Source organism: Flavobacterium anhuiense, assembly GCF_900101855.1.
GTDB classification, from domain to species: Bacteria; Bacteroidota; Bacteroidia; order Flavobacteriales; family Flavobacteriaceae; genus Flavobacterium; species Flavobacterium anhuiense.
The window spans coordinates 764,226-788,580 of record NZ_FMVC01000001.1 but is presented as its reverse complement, the minus strand read 5'-3'; the positions used below and the strand labels follow the sequence as shown (position 1 = coordinate 788,580).

Sequence of the window (24,355 nt, the reverse complement as noted above, 5' to 3'; positions counted from 1 at the left end):
AATGAGTTTTACAGATTGGAAAACAGACCGAATTGAAGATATTCTTCCTGAAGAATTTTATAAACTGATTGATAAGAATAAAAATCACATTGCAAAAACTTTCCCTGTAACCCTGGCTAATTCTGATTCGCTAGAAAAAACACAAAATTTTATATCAGTTAATAAAGACAAAGAAAGAAATGGTGAAGGATATTATTTCTTCGCTCGCGATATAAAAACAACTAATCTAATTGGTTATTTATGTGTAAAAACAATTGATTACCACATTTCAAAATGCGAATTAGGTTATTTTATTGACGAAGATTACCAAGGAAAAGGAATTACATCCAAAATGGTTTCTGATGCACTCGACTTCTGTTTCAATGAATTAAAAATGAATAAAGTTTTCATCTGTACATCAGAAATTAATCTTGCAAGTCAGAGAATTGCATTAAAACACAATTTTAAACAAGAAGGAATTTTAAGGGATGAATTTAGAAACGGCGACGGCACTTTGCAAAACTCCGTTTACTTCGGACTACTTAAATCAGAATATATTAAATCATGAAAGATAAATTTTACGCCTACATACAAAATTTACAAGACCAAATCTGCGCTGGATTAGAAGCTGTTGACGGAACGACAAAATTCCGTGAAGATCTATGGAAACGTCCAGAAGGTGGTGGCGGAAGAACACGTGTTATTGAAAACGGTGCGGTTTTCGAAAAAGGCGGTGTAAACATTTCGGCAGTTCATGGAAAACTTCCGGAAACAATGCAAAAAATGTTCAACGTTGGCGAAGCCGATTTTTTTGCGTGCGGATTAAGTTTGGTTTTACATCCAAAAAACCCAATGACACCAACGGTTCACGCAAACTGGCGTTATTTTGAAATGTATGACGAATCTGGAAAAATAATCGAACAATGGTTTGGTGGCGGACAGGATTTAACACCCTACTATTTGTTTGAAGAAGATGCAAAACACTTTCACCAAACTTGTAAAACGGCTTGCGATAAACACAATCCAGAATTTTATCCGAAATATAAAAAACAATGCGATGCCTATTTCTGGAATGCGCATAGAAATGAAGCACGTGGACTTGGCGGTTTGTTTTTTGATTATTGCAAAGCAAATGAGCAAATGTCAATGGAAAACTGGTACGATTTCGTAACCGAAGTGGGAAATAGTTTCCTTGAAGCTTATGTGCCAATTGTAGAAAGAAGAAAAAAACTTTCTTATACTCCTGAACAAAGAACCTGGCAAGAAATTCGTCGTGGCCGTTATGTTGAATTCAATTTGGTTCATGATAAAGGCACTTTATTCGGATTAAAAACCAATGGAAGAATCGAGAGTATTTTAATGAGTTTGCCTCCGCATGTACAATGGGTTTACGATCATCATCCAGAAACAGGAAGCGAAGAAGAGAAATTGATCAATGTGTTGGCAAATCCGCGCGAGTGGATTTCGTAACCTAAAATTTAATTAACACATAGAAACATAGATTTAAAGACCTATCTTAGAGGTGATTTTAGAAAATTGTATTTTTTCACATAGCTAGATGTGTGGATTATTTAAATTAAACGTCTTTTCAAATTATCTAAAACTATGTTTCTATGCGTTTAGCACTAATTTACGCCACATTCTTTATCAGCATTTTTGAATGTTTCGCCCAAAATGACTCATTGCGAAATCCCTATTTCAAATCATACCATGATAAAATTACTGCCAGCGTTTATTATTTAGACACTTCCAATAGTTTTCAGATTGCTTCAGACAATACAGATCCAAAAATATACGTTAATCTAATTCCGAATCGTAGAGAACAGATTGGCTTCAACCTAAACTATAAAATTATAGACATTGGTTTTGGTTTTGCACCCAAATTCCTAAGTCAGAATAAAGGCGATTCCCATTCTAAGCACTTTAATTTCAATACCCGTTTTTACTTAAAAAAATGGATGCAGTCGTTTACTTTTATCAACCAAAAAGGATTTTACATTAGCGATGATAACATTACGGCTCAGTTGCCTAATATGCGCACTACAAAAATTGGCGGATCGACCTCTTATGTTTTCAATGATAAATTCTCTTTTAAAACGTTAGTAAGCCAAAACGAATGGCAGACGAAAAGTTCTGGCAGTTTCATCCCGTCTTTTTCTTTCTATTATACCAATCTTGATTTAAATACTCCAGACTCATCTCATAGCGATATCTATGTATTTACATTGGCTCCTTCCTATTTTTACAATTTTGTAATCAGCAATCGGGTTCTAATTGGAGCTGGACTTGCTTTGGGTGCTGGAATAAATGATATTGATGGCGATACCTCAGCTTTGTACCAAGCCGATTTCAATTTAAAACTGGCCTATAATAATGATCGTTTCTTTGGTTTTGCGAGTCTCAACACAATTAGTTTTGCGCAAGACGATAAAGTCGATCCAAGGTTAAATGATAATATCGCTACTGTAAAGCTCTCTGTTGGTTACCGATTTGATCCTCCAAAAAAAATAAAAGAAGTTTACGATAAGGTTAATGAAAGATAGGCCTTTGAGAATTCTCTAATCTCATAATCAATAAGTTCCAAAAATTGCTTAAATTACATGGATTTATAAAAAACTAAAATTCATTATTATGGCAAATGTGAACCAGGAACAATTAAATCTCATGCATTCTGGCAAAGGATTTATCGCCGCCTTAGACCAAAGCGGCGGAAGCACACCAAAAGCATTGGCACAATATGGTGTACAAGAAAATCAATATTCAAATGACGAAGAAATGTACACTCTTGTACATGAAATGAGAACTAGAATTATTAAAAGTCCAGCTTTTGACAGCCAATATATTCTCGGTGCTATTTTGTTTGAAAATACAATGGACCGTAAAATCGACGGACAATGGACAGCTGATTATTTATGGGAGAAAAAACATATTATTCCTTTTCTGAAAGTAGATAAAGGGCTTGCAGATCTTGCAAATGGCGTACAATTAATGAAACCCATTTCTGGTTTAGACGAATTGCTAGATCGTGCTGTAGAACGAAACATTTTTGGAACTAAAATGCGTTCTGTAATTAAAGAAGCCAATTCTCAAGGAATACGTGATGTTGTTGCCCAGCAATTCGAACTAGGAAAACAAATTTTCAATAAAGGATTAATTCCAATTATAGAACCTGAAGTTGACATTTACAGTCCTGATAAAGAAAAATCGGAGCAGATTCTGAAAGAAGAAATTCAAAAACAGCTGAATCTATTGGATAAAGATATAAAAGTAATGCTGAAACTTTCGATTCCGACTGTCAACGATTTTTACCGTGAACTTATTTCAGATCCGCATGTGGTTCGTGTCGTAGCCCTTTCTGGCGGTTATTCTCGCGAAGAAGCAAATCAAAAACTTTCTCAAAACCATGGACTGATTGCTAGTTTTTCAAGAGCATTGTCTGAGGGACTTACCGCTGGTCAATCTGATGAAGATTTTAATGCTGAATTACAAGAAACTATCAAAGGCATTTATCAGGCTTCAATTACTTAGCAAACTGAAATAACCAAACGTTCCTACGAAACGTAAATAAATGGTACCGTCAATTTTTTCTACCGACGAAACATTCCTACGGAATGAATTATTTTTAAATAAAAAAATCCCTGAGACGTTCTTGTTCAGGGATTTTTCTTTTCAATTATTTCGAAGTCATTTCTTCGGCTAAATCTAAAGTCTGCAAAATGATGTTTTTATCAGACTTAAAAGAGTTTAGTTTAAAAACGAATTTCAGTTTATTGTCAATTAACTTTTTAGGTGATTCTATCGATACATCCGAAAATTGGGATGAAATTTTAGTCATTCGATCCAATTCTGAATCTTTTGCTTTCTTACCAAATGTTTTCACAGTTTGTGCAATATCCAGCTTTCCAGAAATATAGTTTTTACTCAAATCTTTCTTTGCCTCTTTAGCAAAAGAACCTTTTCCTGTACCAAAATAATCTCTTGTATTGGCAACAATTACTACGTCTTTCTCTTTCACTATAAAAATATCACCATACTCTTGTGTGCCTGCAATTATGTAAGAATTTCCATTTGGAACTAGCACTTTTTTGCGAACGCCCAATTGCAATAATTTATCCCCGAAAGTCGGATGAGTTGACGTAAAAATCACAGAAAACAGCGGAATATCTTTTTTGACTTTTTCTTCGGTTATTTTTTCTTCATAATTTTCATCATAATCATACTTTTTGGTCATAACCTCAACTTCTTTCGTATCGTATAAAAAAGCGCTCAAATCGCCATCAAAAAGCTTTGCTGTGGCTTCTTCATCAACGATTGTCGAAATCAGATCTGTGATGAGTGTAATATCTTCTTTAGCAAATTTTGGATTTTGAAATAATTCAGTCATTAACGATGGGAAATTTTCAAGTGCCGCTTTTGTATTGGCGTGATACGAAACGTAACCTAAAGGTTTTTCCGAAGGGAAATAATTAAAGATATTTTTGTTGATTTTTCTATCGCTTATTTTACTTACAACACTGGCAATCTCCGCAGCATATTCAACTACTTCTTCAATTCGGGTATTATCATTATCAAAATAAAAATCCAAATTGATGCCTTTTATAAAATTTCCAAAGTTCTTCTGCATTGGCAAGTATTTATCATAACCTCCAAATAGTGCCAAAGGATAATTATACAACGAATAAAAACTCGACATGAATCCGCCATAATTTACCCAAGACGAAATATCTGCCGAAGCATTAATTTTCGAAAAACTTGGCGCAGTAAAACCATTTTCAAATAAACCTTTTATAATTTCTCTTTGCTGTTCTGCTAGTTTTTTATCAAATTCTGCCTGCTCTGCGGTATATTCTTCATACGGATTTCCATCGTATAAATAATCTTGTTCAGCTGTTTCTGCTGATCCAGCTGGAACATCAGCTACCATAGGTTCATCACGCATTACAGAAGGTTCTGCTATTTTTGGCGGATTTGGCGCTTGTGGAACGTCATACACTTGCGGTGCCTCTACTGCAGTTTCTTCATAAGTTTCTGTTGCCACAATCGGATCGTTTAAAATTGGAGGTCCTCCAGGAGAATCATAAAACTTAGTAGGAAGTCTTTTTGTTAATTCGAACACGACCAAATAATTGTCATTCCATACAAATGATCTTTTAACGCCACTTGGTGTAAAAACAGCATATTTTCCAAATTCTTCAATTGTACTATTTTTTCCATTTGCACCTTGCTTTTCAATCAGATATTGTGTTACTGCTTCTTTGTTTTTTATCGGAATCGTAACCTGATAAAACGGAACGCTATCTAAAAAATTCCCATGAATGGTAATTTTTTGATCTAATTGAATGATCGAAGTATATTGGCGAAGATCAAAATCAGGTTTTTTGCTAATGTATTTCGTCAATATCGGATGATTCAGTACTTCGTTTATACTGACTTTTTTAGAAAGCTGATTTCCGTTAAACTGTACAAAATAGTCGTATTTGTCTGGACTGGCTTGTCCAAAAGTAAAATACGCGACAAATAGAAAAATTAGAGTATAAAATTGCTTCATAAAAATTAAGGCGTTAATTGGATAGTATTGTTCATTAAGGTCGATTTCTTAAATACGCTGTACATACTTTGTTTTAAAAAAACCGTTTTTTTATTTTTTGAAATTTTGCTGTTTGCATTATCTACAGCCACAATATCTTTATCAAAAGTGTAAATAGAAATAATGCTTGCTTCTTCTAGATCTTTCTTTTTCTTCGGGTCGTTAACCACTTTTTCGGGAACTGGATATGATGCAATTCTTTCGAAAGTTTTGCCGCTTCCGCTAAAGTGAATCTGGTCGCGCTGATTGTTTATCGTATTTACAACAGCATTTAATGCTTTCAGATTCGCATAATTGAGTTTGATAATGAAGACGTAATTCTGAAAATCCGTTTTGGTAGTTACATTCGAAATTCCGTCAATTTTTACAGCTTTCGACTTAAAATCTTCAAGTTTCTGTGTAATTTCTTGTTCGTTTGGAATTTTTACGCCATCAACTTCTTCTAGCCAAATGGCAGATTTGGTTTTGAACCAAGATTTTGAAAAGTCGATCATCAGCGTATATTCACCACTTTGATCATCGTGATGTTTGATTCTTTCTGTAATCTCAAAACAGCTTGTTAAGAGCAAACAGCAAAATAAAGCGAGAATTTTCTTCATTTTACAAATTTAGATGGAATATTCTGAATAACCATGCTTTAGTTCAAACAATAAAATCAAAATTTTTAGATAATATTAACGGATTCTAAAGCAAGCTAAACTCCTTATTCTGTTCCTTTTTCTTTAACTTTGCGCCACTTATCAAAAGTGAGGTAAACTTCAAAAAAATAAAAAACAACTTCAATTTTAGAATAAGGATTTATCAATCTGTTTTCAAATTCAGGTTAAAATCTGAAATCTAAAATCTAAAAATCTAAATTTATATGTTCCCATTACAAAGAGGCAGAAGATTAAGAGTAAATGAATCGATTCGTTCTTTAGTACGCGAAACCAGTTTAAGTCCATCGGATTTTATGTTTCCAATGTTTATTGCTGAAGGAGAAAATGTAAAAGTCGAAATTCCTTCAATGCCGGGAATTTTCAGAAGATCTATAGATTTAACAGTTGAAGAAGTAAAAGAACTTTATGATTTAGGGATTCGCGCCGTTAACATTTATGTAAAAGTTAGCGAGAATCTAAAAGATAATACTGGTAAAGAAGCTTGGAATCCTGACGGATTAATGCAGCAGGCTATTCGTGCCATAAAAGCGGCTTGTCCAGAAATGATCGTTATGCCAGATGTGGCTTTAGACCCATATTCTATCTACGGTCATGACGGAATTATAACAAATGGTGATGTAGAAAACGACAGCACAGTCGATGCTTTAGTAAAAATGGCTGTTTCACACGCACAAGCTGGTGCCGATTTTGTTGCGCCAAGCGACATGATGGACGGACGCGTTTTACGCCTTCGCGAAGGTTTAGATGCTGCAGGATTTCAGAATGTTGGAATCATGAGTTATTCAGCAAAATATGCTTCGGCTTTTTACGGTCCGTTTAGAGATGCTTTAGATTCTGCTCCAAAAGAAGCTGATGTTGTGGTTCCAAAAGACAAAAAAACATACCAAATGGATTATGCCAACCGCATCGAAGCCATTAAAGAAGCTTTATCAGACGTAGAAGAAGGTGCAGATATGGTTATGGTAAAACCAGGAATTGCTTATTTGGATATTGTTCGCGAAATAAAAAATACAGTTCATGTTCCCGTAACCGTTTATCAGGTTTCTGGAGAATATGCTATGATTAAAGCTGCATCTGAAAGAGGATGGCTTGATCACGATAAAATTATGATGGAACAATTAATGTGTATCAAACGTTCAGGCGCTAATCTTATTTCGACTTACTTCGCAAAAGAAGCTGCAATACTATTAAAGAAATAAGATGAAAAAGGTTTTATTTTTAGCTGCCGTTTTAGCATTTGCTTCTTGCAAAAAAGAAACTTCTGAGCCAACAAACGCAACAACCGAATCTGTTTCTGAAGGAGAATCGGCGAAAGCTAAAAGTCCAGAAGAGCTAGGAAAACAACTTTTTGAAGGAGCTGGAAATTGTTTTGCTTGTCATCAGCCAGATCAAAAAGTAGTTGGACCGAGCATTAAGGAAATTGCCAAAATTTATAAAGATCAAAAAGGCGATATTGTTACTTTCCTTAAAGGAAATGCAGAACCAATTGTTGACCCGAGTCAGTTTGAGGTTATGAAAACCAATTTTGCCATAACAAAAGAAATGTCCGACGAGGAATTAAAAGCAATTGAAACTTACATCTATAGTCAATTGAAATAAAACAAAAGAAATTCACTTTTTGAAAACTCATTTTGTTGCAAGCTTCGGAGAAGCGAAATATTTATAGCAAAAAAATATTTATGATATAAAGCTCCAGCGGAGCGACATGTTTTTTTTAATCTAATACATGTCGCTCCGCTGGAGCTTTTTTCGTTTTTTTCTTATTGAAATTCTATAAATATTTTACCCCGCTGGGATATTTACCGTAACTTTTATAAAAATCCCTTAAAATAAAAAAAGCTGTCCTTTTGAGACAGCTTTTTTTGATATAATATCATTCGATTACCAGATTTTAACTCGTTTTTCTGGTTCAACGTACATTTTATCACCTTTCTTAATATCAAACGCTTTGTAAAAAGCATCAACATTCTGAATCGGCACATACGCTCTGTACATTCCAGGAGAGTGCGGATCTGTTTTAACTTGGTTTTTGATCGCTTCGTCTCTTGATTTAGTTCTCCAAACGGTAGCCCAAGAAATAAAGAAACGCTGTTCTGGTGTAAATCCGTCAATTAAACCTGGATTTCCATGTTGTTTTAAATACAATTGCAGACCGTCAAATGCCGCGTTGATTCCGCCTAAATCTCCAATATTTTCACCTAACGTAAAATGACCATCAACATGAACTCCTGGCAATGGCTCAAGAGCACTGTATTGATTTGCTAAATCATTTCCTAAAGCTGTAAATTGTTTTAAATCATCTTCTGTCCACCAATCTACTAAATTTCCTTCGGCATTGTAACGCGCTCCAGAATCATCAAATCCGTGAGAAATCTCGTGTCCGATTACAGCGCCAATTCCACCATAGTTAACTGCTTCGTCGGCTTGGTAATTGTAAAACGGGGGCTGTAAGATAGCTGCTGGGAATACAATTTCGTTATAAGATGGATTATAATACGCATTTACTGTTTGCGGAGACATATGCCATTCTGTTTTATCAACCGGTTTAGACAATTTATCTATGCTTTTCTTAAATCTCCATTGCGCTAAGTTTTTAGTATTTTCAAAATAGCTTCCTCCTTCTGCAATGCTTTTAATTTCTAAAGCCGAATAATCTTTCCATTTATCAGGATATCCCACTTTAATCGTGATTTTGTTCAGCTTTTCAATAGCTTTTGCTTTAGTGTCTTTAGACATCCAGCTCAAATTATTAATACGATTTTGGTAAGCTGTAATAACATTATGAATCATATCAATCGCTTTGGTTTTAGCTTCAGCTGGAAAAACTTTTTCTACATAAAGTTTTCCAAGAGCTTCACCAACATTTCCGTTAACCACATTAAGCGCTCTTTCCTCAGCCGGAAGCTGTTTTATTGCGCCTCTTAATGTTTTGCTGTAAAAATCGAAATTGGCATTGTCAATTTCTGTTGTAAGCTTGCCTGCAGCGCCGTTGATCAAGTCCCATTTTAGGTATTCTTTCCATTGTGCCACTTTATTTTCTTTGAAAACAGTTTCTAAAGCTGTCATGTATTTAGGCTCAGAAACAATTACAGTTTCTAGTTTAGTAATTCCTAAACCTGCAAAATATTCGTTCCATTTGATAGCTGGAGTTAATTTTTGAAGTTCAGCAATTGTCATTGGGTTGTATTGCAAACGGCTGTCTCTTCTTTCAACTCTGTTTAACCTTGGTTTTGACAATTCTGTTTCAAGAGCTAGAACCTCAGCAGCACTTTGTTTTGCTTTTTCTGGAGATTCTCCAATAAACTGAAGCATTCTGGCAACATGCAATTCATATTTTGCACGCTTTTCTTTCGAATCTTTATCCTCAGAAGTATAATAATCTTTATCTGGAAGTCCTAATTGGCTTGGTCCTAAATTTACAGAGTTTTTAGAACTGTCTTTATCATCAGCACCAATGTAAATTCCGAAAAAGCCCGCATTTCCTTCTTTTTCCATTTCAACCAAATATTTCTGAACGTCAGCAATGTTTTTAATGGCATCAATTTTTTTCAGATATGGTTTTAAAGGTTCGATTCCCTTCTTATTTCTTCCGATAGAATCTAAATAGGTGTTAAATAAATTAACTGCTTTGCCCTGATCTGTATTAGACTTATACTTCGGGTTTTTTGAAGCTTCTTTTAAAACCTCCATCACATCCTTGTCTGTTCTTTTAATCAGTTCATTAAAACTTCCCCAAGTAGCGCGATCGCTTGGAATTTCTGTTTTTTCGAGCCAAGCTCCATTTACGTATTTAAAAAAATCTTGACTTGGGCTGATTTTCGTATCCATATATGATACATTAATACCTGGTTCTTTTGGCGCTTGTGCTTGAGCTGCAGTTATGGCAAACATTGCAGATATAACACCAAACACAGGTTTGGCTAATTGTTTTTTCATAAAAGTTTATAGTTTAATGGAAAATACAAACATATTGTTATTATTTCTAAAATTGTGTTAAAATTCAAACAGGAAATCCATTTATAAAAATAAATTTCACAAATCAGAACTATTATACAAATTTTATTAGTCTGCAATTTGATGTCAAAAGTTACAAAAGCCTGTTAAAAAAATAATTCAGTAAAGTTTTTAGAATCTGCTTTTTGTATTTTTGCGCCAAATTATTTTTATGAAATCGCTTTTATACAAATACCGCAAATTCTTTATTGTTTTAATAGTATTTTCGGTGGTTACGATATCTTTGTTTTATTCTGCATTAAAACCAAAAAAGACACTTCCGATTTATAATCCAGCTGATATAAATCCTGAATTGGTTGACAGTACGATTCAGTATAAAAGCAAATACCACACAATTGCCGATTTTTCTTTCATCAATCAGAATGGCGATACTATTACCCAGAAAAATTATGAAGGAAAAATTTACGTTGCCGATTTCTTCTTTACAACCTGCGGATCAATCTGCCCGAAAATGTCAACCAATTTAGTTGATGTTCAAAAAGCAGTTTTAAACAATCCAAAAGTGATGCTGCTATCGCATACCGTTTTTCCTGAAGTAGATAGCGTTTCTGTTTTAAAAGCTTACGCTATTAAATATGGTGTTGTAGACAGCAAATGGAATCTGGTTACAGGCGATAAAAAAGAAATCTACAAGATGGCCAGAAAATCGTATTTGGCTGTAAAAATGGGAAGACCAGATCAGCTTTATGATATGGTGCATACGGAGAATTTTGTTTTGGTCGATCAAAAGCGCCGCGTTAGAGGTTTTTATGACGGAACCAATAAAGAAGACATAAAACGTCTTTTAGAAGATATCGAATTCCTCTCTCAAGAGTAAAAACCCTTATTTTTAGAAACATTTAGCATTTGTGGAAGTGTTAAATACCTTGAAATAAAGAATAATTGCCTACTTTTGCAATCTAAATTCAATCTAAATAAGCTTGCAAAATACAATACACACTCTGAAAAAAGGCGAAAAAGCCATTATCAAAGATTTTGATATCGATCTTATTCCACTTAAATTATTAGAAATGGGTTGTCTTCCTGGCAGTTTAGTTGAATTGTTGCAGGTGGCTCCTTTTGGTGATCCGTTATATTTAGATATTAACGGCTCTCATGTTGCAATCCGAATTGAAACCGCTCGTGAAATTGAAGTTGAACTTATCAAAACCAATTTGTAATGAGTGTTCAGAATATCAATGTTGCCCTTATCGGAAATCCAAATACCGGAAAAACCTCTGTTTTTAATCAATTAACTGGTCTTAACCAACAAGTTGGAAATTATCCTGGAATTACGGTTGAGAAAAAAATGGGCTTTTGCAAGCTGCCTAATAACATAAAAGCCAATATTCTAGATTTACCGGGAACGTACAGCTTGAACGCCAGTTCGATGGACGAAAGCGTTGTTATTGAACTTTTGCTAAATAAAAATGACAAGCTATATCCAGACGTTGCTGTTGTTGTAACTGACGTTGAAAATTTAAAAAGAAATTTACTGATTTACACTCAGATAAAAGATCTTGAAATTCCGACGATTTTGGTCATCAATATGTCGGATCGTATGGAGCGCAAAGGTATTTCTTTGGATATTCCATATTTAGAAGAAAAATTAAAAACAAAAATTGCTTTAGTTAGTTCGCGCAAAGGTTTAGGAATTGAAGAATTAAAAGAACTGATTGTTTCTTATAAAACTATCCCGCACGAACCTTGTTTGAATGCTTCTGTAATTGATGAAGAATATTTCAAAAAGTTGCAACATGCTTTTCCAAATCAATTATTGTACAAATTATGGCTTGTAATTACTCAGGATGTCAATTTTTTGAATTTAGAACGAAATGAAATTCGAAGCACTTTTACAAAATCGCATTCAGAATTAAAGCGCTTGCAACAGAAAGAAACCATAAAAAGATATCAGTTTATCAATGATGTTTTAAAAGAAGGTTTAAAGATTGACGCTTCGATGGCTAAAGATGTTCGTGCCAAATTGGATCGTGTCTTAACTCATAAAGTTTTTGGTTACGTTATTTTCTTTGCCATTTTATTTTTGATTTTCCAATCCATATTCAGCTGGTCCACTATTCCGATGGATTTCATTGACAGCACTTTTGCCTCTTTGAGCAGCTGGGTTGCGGCAGAACTTCCAAGCGGCATTTTGACCGATTTGCTTTCTCAGGGAATTATTCCGGGTATTGGAGGAGTTATCATTTTCATTCCGCAGATTGCTTTCTTGTTTTTGTTTATTTCCATTTTGGAGGAAAGCGGTTATATGAGCCGTGTGGTTTTCTTGATGGATAAAATCATGCGCCGATTCGGACTTTCTGGAAAAAGTGTTGTGCCCTTAATTTCGGGAACTGCTTGCGCGATTCCAGCAATTATGGCTACAAGAAATATCGAAAACTGGAAAGAACGATTAATCACTATTTTGGTAACGCCATTCACGACTTGTTCGGCAAGATTGCCTGTTTATGCGATTATTATATCATTGGTCATTCCGAGCAAAAGAGTTTTTGGAGTGCTAAATCTTCAAGGATTAACTCTGATGTCCCTTTATGTATTAGGATTCTTTATGGCCATTTTATCAGCTTACATTTTAAATAAGGTTTTAAAACTGGAATCAAAAACCTATTTTGTTGTTGAAATGCCAAGTTATAAAATGCCGCTTTTCAAAAATGTCGGAATTAATGTGGTAGAAAAAACAAAAGCATTTGTTCTTGGTGCAGGTAAAATCATCTTAGCAATATCAGTCATTTTATGGTTCTTGGCTTCTTATGGGCCAGGAAAAGAATTTAATGAAGCTGAAAATATAGTTAAAGAAAGGTTTGCCAACACAACTTTGGATGAAACGCAATTTGAAAATGAAGTTAATTCTCAAAAATTAGAGAACTCTTATATCGGTTTAATGGGAAGAGCAATTGAACCGGTAATTCAGCCTTTGGGTTACGACTGGAAAATAGGAATTGCGTTAATCAGTTCGTTTGCAGCACGTGAAGTTTTCGTTGGAACATTAGCAACCATTTATAGTGTTGGAGATACAGATAACGAATCTACTATAAAAAGCAAAATGCAGGCAGAAGTTCGTCCAGATACGGGAGAAAAAGTATTTGACTTTGCAACTGGAATCTCTTTACTGCTGTTTTATGCTTTTGCCATGCAATGTGCGAGTACATTGGCAATTACCAAAAAAGAAACCAATTCATGGAAATGGCCAGCAATGCAGCTAGTCTTCATGAGCGGTCTCGCTTATTTTACCGCATTAATTGCGTATCAACTTCTAAAATAAAAAGTTATGTTTCAAGAAATAATAGCCTTTGCCATATTAGGATTTGCAGTTGCTTTTTTGATCAAAAAGTTCTTCTTTAAATCGAAAAAGAAAAAAGACTGCGGAGGTGGAACCGATTGTGGTTGTTCTTAATTTTAGGTTCTAAGATACTAAAACTAAAAGCTTCAAATAGATTTAATTTCTATTTGAAGCTTTTTTTTATGATAAAAAAATGTCTTATTCTGTTATTTTAAAAACCAAAATCACCTTTTTTAGTATATTTTCTAAAACTATTTTTGCTTCCTAAATTTTATTTAAGATGACACCAGAAGATAGAATGGAAATAGTACGAGATAATAGAGTGGCTCGATTACTGTGGTTCGCGATAGGTTTTTTCTGCGCGACAATCATTACTTATTTCATAATGAAAACCAATCATTAGTTTTTTCTCTGCTGTTTTAATTATACTTTTATCCTATTAAAACAGCAAAAAAAGACTTCCAATGAACCCAAAAATCCATTTACTTTTCATTCTGTTTCTTTGTTTCTCACAGAGTGTAATTGGTCAAACAAAAACAGAGATAACGCAAAATCCCAACATTACGTTTACCACTTCAGATGGAGTTCCTTTGTTTTTGAAAGTCAATGGAAAAGGCGAAGTCTGTATTTTTGTACACGGAGGCCCTGGTGCATGGAGCAAATCTTTTGAAGAATTTGGCGGAAATGTTCTTGAAGACAAACTAACCATGTGTTATTATGACCAAAGAGGATGCGGTAGATCTGGATCTCCTGCAGACAATAATTACAGCATGGACAGAATGATTGATGACATCGAAGAAATTCGAACTCACCTTAAAACGGATAAGATATTTGTAATTGGACATTCTTTCGGAGGAATTTTAGCCACTAAATATGCTGAAAAATATCCTCAACATGTAAAAGGTTTAATTCTGCTGAATGCTACACTTGATATCAACGATTCGCTTCTCAATCAAATTGCTTTCATGGGCAAAACTTTAGGAAAAGATTTCCCTGTACAAGGCAAAGATTCCATATTAAACACTTTTTTTGAAGCTAAACAGGAAACTAAAAAAGCAGATCTAGAGTATAAAATGCTGTCTGACAATAGAGCAAATGTTGAAAAACTGGACAGTATTGATAATAGCGAAAAAAGGAACTCTTCATTTGCACAAAATGCATTAAGTGGCCCTCTGTATTTTAATGATTTTACAAAAGGAACTGCTTCTATCAAAGTTCCAACGCTTATAATCTCAGGAACAAAAGACAACAATATTGGCCCTGAGCATTATCGTTTGTTTAAATTTCCAAATCAAGAAGTTAAGATTATTAACGGTGGGCATATTTTGTATTACGAACAGAATAAAGAGTTTAAGAATACCATTCAAAAATTTGTTCAGAAAGTTAAATAAGAAAAGATGAAAGAAGCTATAAGAAAGACTTATGACTAGAACGGAAGACGACTGATACTAAAGAAAAATTGTCTTATTATAACGGTTTAAAGACTTTTCTTGGTATAATCATTACCCTCTAGAAAATTACTTTTGAAATGTATAAAATTCATTCAAAATGACAAGGTTTGAAAAAAGGGAAATGGTTAGAAATAATAGCATCACGAAGTTATTGTGGTTTTCAATTGGATTTTTATGCGCTTTTATAATTATGTGTCTCTTAAAATCGAGATTATAAATCCGTATAAACATCTGTAAAGAAATCATCACCAAATAAAAAACGGCTCTAGATTAGAGCCGTTTTTCTTTTTTATATCTAAATGAAATTTATTTCACTCCTTCCCATTCTGCATAAAATTGAGCAAGAAAAGTTTCCATGAAACGATGTCTTTCAGCAGCGATTTCTTTTCCTTTTGCTGTGTTCATTTTATCCTTTAAAAGTAAGAGCTTTTCGTAGAAATGATTAATAGTTGGAGCGTTGTTCTTTTTATACTCCTCTTTTGTCATATTGGTTACAGGAGCAATTTCTGGATTGTATAAAGCTCGGTTCTTAAATCCGCCATAATTAAAAGCTCTTGCAACACCAATTGCACCAATCGCATCGAGACGATCGGCATCTTGAACAACATCTAATTCGACAGAAGAGAATTTCTTTTCAAAATTTCCGCCTTTATAAGAGATATTTTCAATGATCTTGACAACATGGACAATTATATCCTCAGAAACATTTTCGGCTTCTAAAAACGCTCTTGCTGTTTTTGGCCCAATAGTTTCATCTCCGTTATGAAATTTACTATCGGCTATATCGTGCAATAAAGCGCCCAATTCTACAATCGTAAGATCACATTCTGTCTCTTTTGCAATCAGCAACGCGTTTTTGTAAACACGCTCGATATGAAACCAATCATGACCGCCTTCGGCATTGTTTAGTTTTTCTTTTACAAAAGCAATAGTTTTAATAATTAATGCTGAGTCACTCATAAAGAGGTTTTTACGTTTTATAAAAAATGTTGATTGCCGAAGATTTTAAATCTCCAACAATCAACAAATATGTTTTAAAGCAACAATGTTGCTTTTTAAATTTCAATCTAAAAATTCCAAATTCCAATCTGAAATCTGAAATCTACATTCTAAAATCTAAAATTTAAAGTCTCGCTGGTTCAACCCATTTAAAGATATGCGATTCTTTTGGGATTACGATTCTCTCTGAGATTTTTGCCATACGCGCTGGCAATTTCATTAAGAAGTCTCGTGCTTTTTCTGCTTCATCAGACAAATTGGTAATTTTATCGATTTCCCATTTGTTGATCAATTTCTGCATGATTTCAACATAATCATTTGCAGTATAAACACCAATACGCTGAGCTGAATCAGAAAACTGTTCGAAAGCACTACTGATTTTTTGACCAGATTCTCTTAAAAAATGAGCCGGCATAACGATTTTCTGCTTCATCATGTATTGAAAAGCCAGCATCATTTCGCTCGGATCTACTTGGAAAATTCTAGTTACAAATTCGCTATAGGCGTGGTGGTGACGCATTTCGTCTCCTGCAATCATTTTGCACATTTTAGACAACTTGTTATCGCCAAATTTCTTAGCCATTTGCGCTACTCTATTATGCGAAACATAAGTTGCTAATTCCTGAAAACTAGTATACACAAAGTTTTTGTACGGGTCAGTTCCAGTTCCAATATCAAAACCGTCGTTGATCAAATGCTGTGTAGTCATTTCGATTTCACGCATGTTTACACGACCAGACAAATACAAGTATTTATTTAAAAGATCTCCATGACGGTTTTCTTCTCCAGTCCACTGTCGTACCCATTTGGCCCAACCGTTTCCTTGACCTTCTTGTTGTTGATCAATTCCTTCTACATCCATTAACCATGACTCATATGTAGGCAATGCTTCCTCAGTGATGGTATCACCAACAAGCGTAACCCAGAAATCGTACGGAAGTTCTTTAGCAATCTCGCGTAATTCTTTTACCTCTTCAAAGAAATTTTCTCCTTGAGAATCTGGTAAGAAATCCGACGGCTGCCAAATTTTTTCCACTGGAATTAAATACTGTTCGACGAAGCTATCCACGTTTTTTTCCAAAAACTGCATTACTTCTAATCTAATGTTTTTTATAGACATTACTTATTATAGATTTGGGTTTTTCATTTTAGCTCGGACTAAAACTTAAACCTGTTTATATTCATTTATTCCTTCTTTAACTGCTTTTTCAGTAATCTCCATCAGCTCTTCAAATTTGTAATCTTTAACAGCTAAAGGTTTGTGAGCTGTAAACTTCAGATGATTTCCTAAACCAACAGGAAAAAAACCAAACTTTACCATTTTCCAAGAATTATTGATGCTTACTGGTACAACATATGCAGATGGTGCATATTTGCATAAGATTTTTAAACCGCTTTGCGCAAATTCTTTTGGTATTCCTGTCTTACTTCTTGTTCCTTCCGGAAAGATTACGGCAGATCTTGTGTTTTTTTCGATATATTCAGACAAGCCTTTGATAACTGGTATCGCTTGTTTAGGGTCTTTTCGGTCAATCAAGACAGATCCTCCGTATTTCAAATTAAAAGAAACACTCGGAATTCCGCTTCCTAACTCCTTCTTACTTACAAATTTACAATGAAAACGTCTAAAATACCAAATCATTGCCACGATATCGTACATACTTTGGTGATTTGCCACAAAAATGATTGGCGCACCCTTCGGAACCGTGTCTACACCTTCAACTGTATATCTTGTTCCAACAAGATTTGTACATTTTAAAAGGCAGAAATTTAAATAATCAACACTTTTTTTGTGAGCCTGGTAGCCAAAAACATTTAAACAAATCCACTGAATTGGATGAAAAACAGCCAAACATAAACCAAATAATAAATAGTAAATTACCGATATTGGATAAGAAATAATTTTTTCCATGCTTCAAAAATTAATGCGCAAAAGTAGTAAATATATTTTTAGACTTATTAAAATTGAAAACAATAACTGTTTTTATGGTTTAATTGTACCTTTGCACTAGAATTTGCAAATCTTTTCTGAATTAAATGAACTTTACTTACCCTAAAAACGAGCGTTTAAAAAGCAAAACGACAATTGGTTTACTATTTTCTGAAGGAAAATCGGTGTCCAAATATCCGCTTCGTTTGGTTTACCGTCAAGTGGAGGCAAATTCAGAAGAACAAACTAAGATTGGCGTTTCGGTTTCTAAGAAATATTTCAAGAAGGCCGTTGATCGTAATTACTTCAAAAGGGTTTTGAGAGAAACTTATCGTTTGAACAAACATTTACTTTTGGATAACTTGGATCAGCCTTACTCGATAATGCTTTTTTATCAGACCAAAGACCGTTTATCTTACCAAGAAATCAATACCAAAATGATTCAATTGTTTGAGAAATTTGTAGCTCAGATAAACAAAACCCAAGATTCTGATACGAAAACAGAAGCTTAAATTTCAAAAGATAAGATTATTATTCAAGTTAGACAAAAAAATCGTAGTTTTAGCTCTAAATTGAAATTTTATGCGACATATTTTCTTTTTATCTGTTTTATTTTTAGCGCTTTTTGGTTGTAGTAAATCTGAAGCTGAGAGTAATGATGTTGCAGTAAGCGCCGTTATGGTTCCGCCACCGCCACCTGCTGGAGCGAGTGAGTCTAATAGAAAAGATCAAGATTTAATTGAATCATCAAAAACTAAGATTCCGCAGAAAATAATCAAGCAGGGATCGCTTCGATTTGAAACAGATAATTTAGAAAACACTTATAATCAAATTCAAAAAGCGGTTTCAGACAACAAGGCAAGAATCATAAACGATTCTGAAGGGAAGGATTACAACAGTGTTTACAGAAGCCTTACTGTAAAAGTACCTAGTCAGAATTTTGATCGTTTTATCAATAATGTTTCAAAAGGTGTTTCTTATTTTGAAGTTAAAAATATATCCGCAGAAGACGTAACTGAACAATTTATTGATTTAACTTCAAGATTACATACGAAGAAAAAACTAGAAGAACGCTATTTGCAAATCTTACAGAAAGCGACTAAAGTAAGCGAGATATTAGAAATTGAAAAACAAATTTCAGCTATCCGAGAAGAAATAGAATCCAAAGAAGGTCAGCTTAAATATTTAGAAAGCCGTGTTTCTGAGAGCACAGTCACAATTGACTTTTACAAAACAATAGCTGAAAAAGAAGGCATTAAAATATCCTATGGATCAAAAATCTGGAACGCACTTAAATCAGGATTCTACAGTTTATCCGATTTTTTAATTTCGTTAATCAGCGTTTGGCCGTTTGTTATCCTGTTTTGTGTATTTGCCTATTTTATTAGAAGAAGATTAAAAAGAAGAAAAAAAGAATAATCATGTATCCGTATTTCAAAAAGAAATTTATTATACCAGTCGCTGCGGCGGGAATGTTGTTTGTTGGAACCAGTTTTAGAGAAGATTTTTTTGAAATTGCCAAACAGATCGAAATTTTTACAACTTTGTTTAAAGCTGTAAACACCAATTATGTCGACGAAACCAATCCAGGCGATTTGATGGATAAAGCCATCAAAAGCATGTTAGGAAGTTTAGACCCATATACGGTTTATTTTAACGAGCAAGATGTTGTAAACTTTAAAATCAACAATACTGGAGAATATACGGGGATTGGCGCTTTGATTTCTAGAAAAAATGACCGTTTAATTGTTCGTGAACCTTATAAAAATTATCCAGCCGATAAAGCTGGACTAAAAGCTGGCGATGAAATTATCCAAATTGGTGATGTTTTGATTGCTGATTTCAAGGATGATGCTTCTCAATTATTGAAAGGAACAAAAAACACTAAAATCAATATCAAATATCTTCGTCAGGGAAAACCAAATACTACGGTTTTGGTTTTGGATGAAGTGGATATTAAATCTGTTCCATTTTACGGAAAAATTGATGATAAAACAGGTTATATCGTTTTGGCACATTTTAGCAGAAAAGCTTCTGCCGAAGTGAAAGATGCATTAGAAAAATTAAAAACTGACGGAACTAAGCAGATTGTTTTGGATTTAAGAGGAAATCCTGGAGGTTTACTAAATGAGGCTATTGATATCTGTAATTTATTTGTTCCGAAGAATGAAGTAATTGTAACGACTAAATCACGAATTGAAAAACACAACAATACTTATAAAACACAGAAAGAACCAGTTGACACTGAAATTCCGTTAGCCATTTTAGTAAACGGAAGAAGTGCTTCGGCTTCTGAAATTGTTTCTGGTGCTTTGCAGGATTTAGACCGTGCCGTTATTTTAGGAAGCAGAAGTTTTGGAAAAGGTTTGGTACAGCGCTCGGTTGATTTAACCTACGGAACTCAGCTGAAAGTAACTATTTCTAGATATTATACGCCTTCTGGAAGATGTATTCAGGCTTTGGATTATGCTCATAAAGATAAAAATGGCGTGGCTCAGAAAACTGATGCTAAAAATTATAATGCTTTTAAAACCAGAAAAGGAAGAACAGTTTATGATGGCGGAGGAGTTTTGCCTGATATCGAATTGGAAGAGGCAAAAACCAGTGCCATTGCAACAGCTTTAATTAAAAACGACGGTGTATTTGATTATGCTACAACATATTATTACAAAAATCCAAATTTGGGAGATAAGATTCCAACTTTGACAGATGCAGATTACACCGCTTTCAAACAATATCTAAAAACGAATAAAATCACTTTTGACACAGACACTGAAGTCGCGTTGAAAAATACTTTAGCTGCAGCTAAAAAAGAAAAAATAGACGAGACCATTACTGCCGAATATCAGCAATTGTTAACTGCTTTAGAAAAAAGCGAAACTACTTTACTGGATAAAAACCAAAAAGAAATCAAAAACATGATTTTGGAAGAGTTGATCAAGAGATATCAATACCAAGAAGGTTTATATCAGTATTATCTAAAAAACAATTCAGAAATTAAAAGAGCAGTTAGCGTATTAAATAATCCTACAGAATATAAAACGATATTAAAAATGTAGTGAATGAAGATAACTCTAGCCCTGACTCTTTTTTCATTTTATACAGTAACGGCACAGCAAAAACCTGTTGAAACTATTTATTTTGAATTTGACAGGTATGATCTGACAGATAGACAAATTACTGTTGTTTCAAACTTTATAAAAAACATAGACACGGCAAATGTTGAGTCTATACAGATTTATGGCTATTGTGACGATCGCGGCAATGATGAGTATAACTTTAGATTATCAAATAATCGCGCCAATACGATTCAGAATCTATTGATTAAGAAAGGATTCAATCAGAGTAAGATTATAATTCTTGAAGGAAAAGGACGTGTTGTCGTAAAACCGGATACGGTAGAAAATCTGTACGAGACACGTTTGCGAAATCGGCGGGTTGACTTAATTGTTGTTAAGAAAAATAGTTTTGGGAAAGGAGTTCACACTTCATTCAAAGACAATTTAAAAGTGGGCGATAAAGTATATTTAGAGTCTATTTTATTTGATATTGGAAGTGCTAAACTTACTAGCAATTCTAAAAAAGAACTGGATAAAATTGCAGCCATACTTCAAAATCATAGAAATCTTAATTTTGAAATAAGAGGTCATGTTTGCTGCACTCCAGAAATTTACAGCGATGGAATTGACAGAGATACCAAAGAAAGAAGACTTTCATGGAACCGCGCCAAAACTGTTTTCCACTATTTAATGTCCAAAAAAATATCAAAAAGCCGCATGACATATGTTGGGTGCGGCAATCGATATCCGTTGGGAAGAGGCGATAATTACGATCGGCGGGTTGAATTTGTGATTACTAAAATTTAGTTTTTACTAAGCTACTAAGATGCTGAGCTACTAAAATTCTAAGGTTTTTTGCTTATTGGAATATTCTAAAACTCATTGCAGATTTACTTCCTTTTTAATTATTCTCTCACCATTTCTATGTGCGGAATATCATCTTCTAAATACATTTCGCTAGTTTGAACAAAACCGTGGCTTTCGTAGAATTTCTTCAAATACAATTGTGCGCCAATCGTGATTTTATCTTGTCCAAAATTGGATTTAATTCCAGCTATTGCTTCGCGCATTAATTCGTGTCCCCATTTTCTATCTCTATAATTGGCGTCTACAACTACTCTTCCGATAGAAGCATTATCAAAACTAATTCCGGCATCAAATAAACGTGAATACGCGACGATTTTACCTTCAAACTCTCCAATTAGATGCAAAGCCTTCTTGTCTTTCCCGTCAAGATCCAAATAAACGCAATTTTGCTCTACTACAAAGATTTCACTTCTCAGTTTGAGCAAATCATATAACTCGTGAACAGTTAATGCCTCAAAAGGCTTTATTTTCCATTTTAATTCCATTTCTGCTTTTGTTTTTGCTGCGAAGGCACGAAGACGCTAAATTATATTATTTTTTTAGCTTCGCTAAAGTTTTTTTAGAAATTGCAAAGGCACAAAATTGTATCTCATTGAAATAAAACTTTGTGCCTTTTTGCCTATGTTTCTGTGAACCTAGAAAATAAAACTACTTTTTCGTCATCACGATTTCCATGCTTTTATATTCGGTTCCGTTTTTTGTATCGTACATTTCCATTTTTCGGGTTTTAGCATCTACGATCGTGTACACTTCTCTATACTTGGTGTTTTTTGCGGTTACTGGATCGGCCATTTCTCCGAAATATTCTATACTCTTGGTGCTTTCGTTATACTTTCCTCTACTGGTCATCATACCAGTTCCCATATTATCTATAAATGTGGAAATGTATTCTTTACTAGCATTATTATAACCAACCGTTCCTTTACCTTCAAACGGCTGTCCCATCATAGTTCCTTTATAAGTTGCTTCTTGAAAGCGTCCGCCTAAGATCATTTTGATCTCTGCTACAGAAGTTTCTTTTTCGGGTTTTGCATTGGCATCCGACCAGAATGTCATATCACAATTCCATGTTCCTACTTCATCGGCCAACATTTTATGCAGATCTCCTGGCGTTGCATATTCCTGCCAAGCTTTCATCTGCGCCGCAGAATCTAATGGTGCTTCGGCAACAGGTTCTTCGGTTTTAACAGAATCTGTCGCTGCTGGAGTTGTCGATTCTACCTTCACTTCTTTTTTACAAGAAATAAAACACAGGGTTATTATTGCTAAGGTTGCGGTTAATTTTTTCATAACTATTTGTTTTTATGTTTGTTATGAATAAAAGTACGAAAAATTTTGTTTGTTTTATTTTTGTTCCAGGTTTCATGTTTCAAGTTGATATACTTTGGCTTTTTAACCGCGAAGTTCGCAAAGGATTTGCGCAGAGGACGCTAAGCTGATAAGAAGTTGAAGTTCTCTGAGAAATGCGCACAATTAATCGTCAAGACGTTGAAACTTGAAACCCCAAACTTGAAACTTGAAACAAAAAACTCCTATCGTTTGTCGATTCTCACTGTTTTTATTATCGCTTCGAGTTCTAGCATTAAATCGCGTTCTTGATGTGAAGGTGAATATGAGAATCCTTCGATAACCAAAACACGGTTAAAGGTTTCATCAATAATAGCATAGTTGATAAAAGGTCCGGTCATGAAATCATTTTTCAATTCCCACGTTCCTTTTGTCTCGAATGCGTTTTTATTGTCTAAAGTTACTTTTGAAAAATAGGGTGCGTATGCTTCACTGGTAATCATTTGGGTGTTAGGTTCGCGACCTTGTATATATTTCCCAATCGAATCCCGCATTTTGACAATTGCATTGACAACATCTTTTTTCTTCTTGAAATTATAAAGCGGAATCTGGTAAATTAATAAACTAGTATTGCCACTTATAATTTCTTTCTTAAGCCAGATGAATTTCTTTTTGTGCAACATATATTCATATCCTGTCGGAATCTGAATATTAATATGAAATTTATTTTTTATGATCGCTTTATTTAACAGTGAGGTACTGTTGTCATCCTGAATTTTCTCAATTTCAGCGTCATGAATAATTTTAATTATTTGCGGGGCGTTTAACTCAATACTACAAATAATATCATCTACAGATTTCCCGTATATACGGAATGTATTGTGAGGTAATGTTTTACTTCGAATGATTTCGAATTTATCTACAGGTGCTTTTTTGACCACAATAATGCTTCGGCTATCGGTCACAAAACCTTCAAGCAATCTGGCTGGATATTGATTTATGGTAAAAAGCGGTTCTTCTTGAGTAAGTCCAAGAACCGGAGAGGCAAATTTATTTCTGATGCTATCGCCCACTTCTCCATACCACAATTGGTCATCGATAATGACCGAAATGGTATTCGTTTTTCCAGAAACTGTTTCATTTTGCTTTTCACTTTTGAAACAAGAAGTCAGGAAAAATGGAATTAATAGCAATAAAAAATGGGTTTTATTCATTTTTTTAATTTATGAAATAAAACCCAAATTTA

General features: G+C 34.1%; 24 protein-coding genes. 15 read left to right on the top strand and 9 right to left on the bottom strand.

What is annotated here, in order from left to right:
- Position 1: 1 nt before the first annotated feature.
- The 4 genes from BLP44_RS03355 (at position 2) to BLP44_RS03340 (ending at position 3,507) form a co-directional block, all read left to right on the top strand.
- Positions 2-547: a GNAT family N-acetyltransferase gene (locus BLP44_RS03355; RefSeq protein WP_066033232.1), complete on the top strand. Its 546-nt coding sequence runs from the start codon at positions 2-4 to the stop codon at positions 545-547.
- The gene (gene hemF / locus BLP44_RS03350; RefSeq protein ID WP_091129307.1) at positions 544-1,449 is read left to right on the top strand and encodes an oxygen-dependent coproporphyrinogen oxidase; all 906 of its coding nucleotides are present in this window, start codon (positions 544-546) and stop codon (positions 1,447-1,449) included. The genes BLP44_RS03355 and hemF overlap by 4 nt, the downstream gene beginning before the upstream one ends.
- Before the next feature lie 143 nt (positions 1,450-1,592).
- Entirely contained in the window at positions 1,593-2,522 is a 930-nt protein-coding gene (locus tag BLP44_RS03345; protein ID WP_091129303.1) for a DUF4421 family protein, read from the top strand.
- A 97-nt stretch (positions 2,523-2,619) separates the two neighbouring features.
- A complete protein-coding gene (locus BLP44_RS03340) occupies positions 2,620-3,507 on the top strand; it encodes a fructose bisphosphate aldolase (RefSeq protein WP_091129790.1) in 888 nt (295 codons plus the stop codon).
- Between the two features lie 145 nt (positions 3,508-3,652).
- Here BLP44_RS03340 and BLP44_RS03335 read toward each other — a convergent pair whose 3' ends face one another.
- Together BLP44_RS03335 and BLP44_RS03330 are read right to left on the bottom strand one after the other, a co-directional pair.
- Positions 3,653-5,527: a hypothetical protein gene (locus BLP44_RS03335; protein WP_091129300.1), complete on the bottom strand. Its 1,875-nt coding sequence runs from the start codon at positions 5,525-5,527 to the stop codon at positions 3,653-3,655.
- Positions 5,528-5,532: 5 nt separating this feature from the next.
- A complete protein-coding gene (locus BLP44_RS03330; RefSeq protein WP_091129297.1) occupies positions 5,533-6,165 on the bottom strand; it encodes a hypothetical protein in 633 nt (210 codons plus the stop codon).
- 263 nt (positions 6,166-6,428) lie between these two features.
- On the opposite strand from BLP44_RS03330, the gene hemB reads away from it, so the two are divergent.
- Both hemB and BLP44_RS03320 read left to right on the top strand, forming a co-directional pair.
- Positions 6,429-7,424 (top strand): porphobilinogen synthase, encoded by a 996-nt coding sequence (gene hemB, locus BLP44_RS03325; protein WP_066033227.1) that lies wholly within the window; start codon positions 6,429-6,431, stop codon positions 7,422-7,424.
- A 1-nt stretch (position 7,425) separates the two neighbouring features.
- Positions 7,426-7,824: a c-type cytochrome gene (locus BLP44_RS03320; protein WP_091129294.1), complete on the top strand. Its 399-nt coding sequence runs from the start codon at positions 7,426-7,428 to the stop codon at positions 7,822-7,824.
- A gap of 282 nt (positions 7,825-8,106) precedes the next feature.
- Here BLP44_RS03320 and BLP44_RS03315 read toward each other — a convergent pair whose 3' ends face one another.
- Positions 8,107-10,161, bottom strand: a complete 2,055-nt coding sequence (locus BLP44_RS03315; RefSeq protein ID WP_091129291.1) for a M13 family metallopeptidase — start codon at positions 10,159-10,161, stop codon at positions 8,107-8,109.
- Between the two features lie 229 nt (positions 10,162-10,390).
- Here BLP44_RS03315 and BLP44_RS03310 point away from each other — a divergent pair, with 229 nt between their 5' ends.
- The 5 genes from BLP44_RS03310 (at position 10,391) to BLP44_RS03290 (ending at position 14,907) form a co-directional block, all read left to right on the top strand.
- Complete coding sequence (locus BLP44_RS03310) at positions 10,391-11,056, top strand: SCO family protein (RefSeq protein ID WP_091129286.1); 666 nt, start codon at positions 10,391-10,393, stop codon at positions 11,054-11,056.
- 103 nt (positions 11,057-11,159) lie between these two features.
- The gene (locus tag BLP44_RS03305; protein WP_008465698.1) at positions 11,160-11,399 is read left to right on the top strand and encodes a FeoA family protein; all 240 of its coding nucleotides are present in this window, start codon (positions 11,160-11,162) and stop codon (positions 11,397-11,399) included.
- A complete protein-coding gene (gene feoB / locus BLP44_RS03300) occupies positions 11,399-13,498 on the top strand; it encodes a ferrous iron transport protein B (RefSeq protein WP_091129282.1) in 2,100 nt (699 codons plus the stop codon). Before BLP44_RS03305 ends, feoB begins: the two co-directional genes overlap by 1 nt.
- A gap of 6 nt (positions 13,499-13,504) precedes the next feature.
- Positions 13,505-13,630 carry a FeoB-associated Cys-rich membrane protein gene (locus BLP44_RS03295; protein ID WP_085949274.1) on the top strand — a complete coding sequence of 42 codons (126 nt, stop codon included), beginning with the start codon at positions 13,505-13,507 and terminating at the stop codon, positions 13,628-13,630.
- 350 nt (positions 13,631-13,980) lie between these two features.
- Positions 13,981-14,907, top strand: coding sequence for an alpha/beta fold hydrolase (locus tag BLP44_RS03290; protein ID WP_091129279.1), 927 nt, complete (start codon positions 13,981-13,983; stop codon positions 14,905-14,907).
- A 366-nt stretch (positions 14,908-15,273) separates the two neighbouring features.
- Here BLP44_RS03290 and BLP44_RS03285 read toward each other — a convergent pair whose 3' ends face one another.
- From BLP44_RS03285 to BLP44_RS03275, 3 genes are all read right to left on the bottom strand, one after another.
- Positions 15,274-15,927 (bottom strand): HD domain-containing protein, encoded by a 654-nt coding sequence (locus BLP44_RS03285; RefSeq protein WP_091129276.1) that lies wholly within the window; start codon positions 15,925-15,927, stop codon positions 15,274-15,276.
- A gap of 163 nt (positions 15,928-16,090) precedes the next feature.
- Positions 16,091-17,086: an acyl-ACP desaturase gene (locus BLP44_RS03280; protein WP_066033221.1), complete on the bottom strand. Its 996-nt coding sequence runs from the start codon at positions 17,084-17,086 to the stop codon at positions 16,091-16,093.
- 45 nt (positions 17,087-17,131) lie between these two features.
- Positions 17,132-17,878, bottom strand: a complete 747-nt coding sequence (locus tag BLP44_RS03275) for a lysophospholipid acyltransferase family protein (RefSeq protein ID WP_091129274.1) — start codon at positions 17,876-17,878, stop codon at positions 17,132-17,134.
- Positions 17,879-18,003: 125 nt separating this feature from the next.
- On the opposite strand from BLP44_RS03275, the gene rnpA reads away from it, so the two are divergent.
- The 4 genes from rnpA (at position 18,004) to BLP44_RS03255 (ending at position 21,762) form a co-directional block, all read left to right on the top strand.
- Complete coding sequence (rnpA, locus tag BLP44_RS03270; RefSeq protein ID WP_091129270.1) at positions 18,004-18,408, top strand: ribonuclease P protein component; 405 nt, start codon at positions 18,004-18,006, stop codon at positions 18,406-18,408.
- A gap of 70 nt (positions 18,409-18,478) precedes the next feature.
- Positions 18,479-19,315, top strand: a complete 837-nt coding sequence (locus tag BLP44_RS03265; protein ID WP_091129266.1) for a DUF4349 domain-containing protein — start codon at positions 18,479-18,481, stop codon at positions 19,313-19,315.
- Between the two features lie 2 nt (positions 19,316-19,317).
- Positions 19,318-20,955: a S41 family peptidase gene (locus BLP44_RS03260; protein ID WP_091129264.1), complete on the top strand. Its 1,638-nt coding sequence runs from the start codon at positions 19,318-19,320 to the stop codon at positions 20,953-20,955.
- A 3-nt stretch (positions 20,956-20,958) separates the two neighbouring features.
- Complete coding sequence (locus tag BLP44_RS03255; protein WP_066033216.1) at positions 20,959-21,762, top strand: OmpA family protein; 804 nt, start codon at positions 20,959-20,961, stop codon at positions 21,760-21,762.
- A 98-nt stretch (positions 21,763-21,860) separates the two neighbouring features.
- On the opposite strand, the gene BLP44_RS03250 is transcribed toward BLP44_RS03255, so the two are convergent.
- The 3 genes from BLP44_RS03250 to BLP44_RS03240 form a co-directional block, all read right to left on the bottom strand.
- The gene (locus BLP44_RS03250; protein ID WP_066033215.1) at positions 21,861-22,307 is read right to left on the bottom strand and encodes a GNAT family N-acetyltransferase; all 447 of its coding nucleotides are present in this window, start codon (positions 22,305-22,307) and stop codon (positions 21,861-21,863) included.
- 163 nt (positions 22,308-22,470) lie between these two features.
- Entirely contained in the window at positions 22,471-23,112 is a 642-nt protein-coding gene (locus BLP44_RS03245; RefSeq protein ID WP_091129261.1) for a DUF1579 domain-containing protein, read from the bottom strand.
- A 242-nt stretch (positions 23,113-23,354) separates the two neighbouring features.
- Entirely contained in the window at positions 23,355-24,323 is a 969-nt protein-coding gene (locus BLP44_RS03240; RefSeq protein ID WP_091129258.1) for a DUF4837 family protein, read from the bottom strand.
- Between the last annotated feature and the right edge of the window lie 32 nt (positions 24,324-24,355).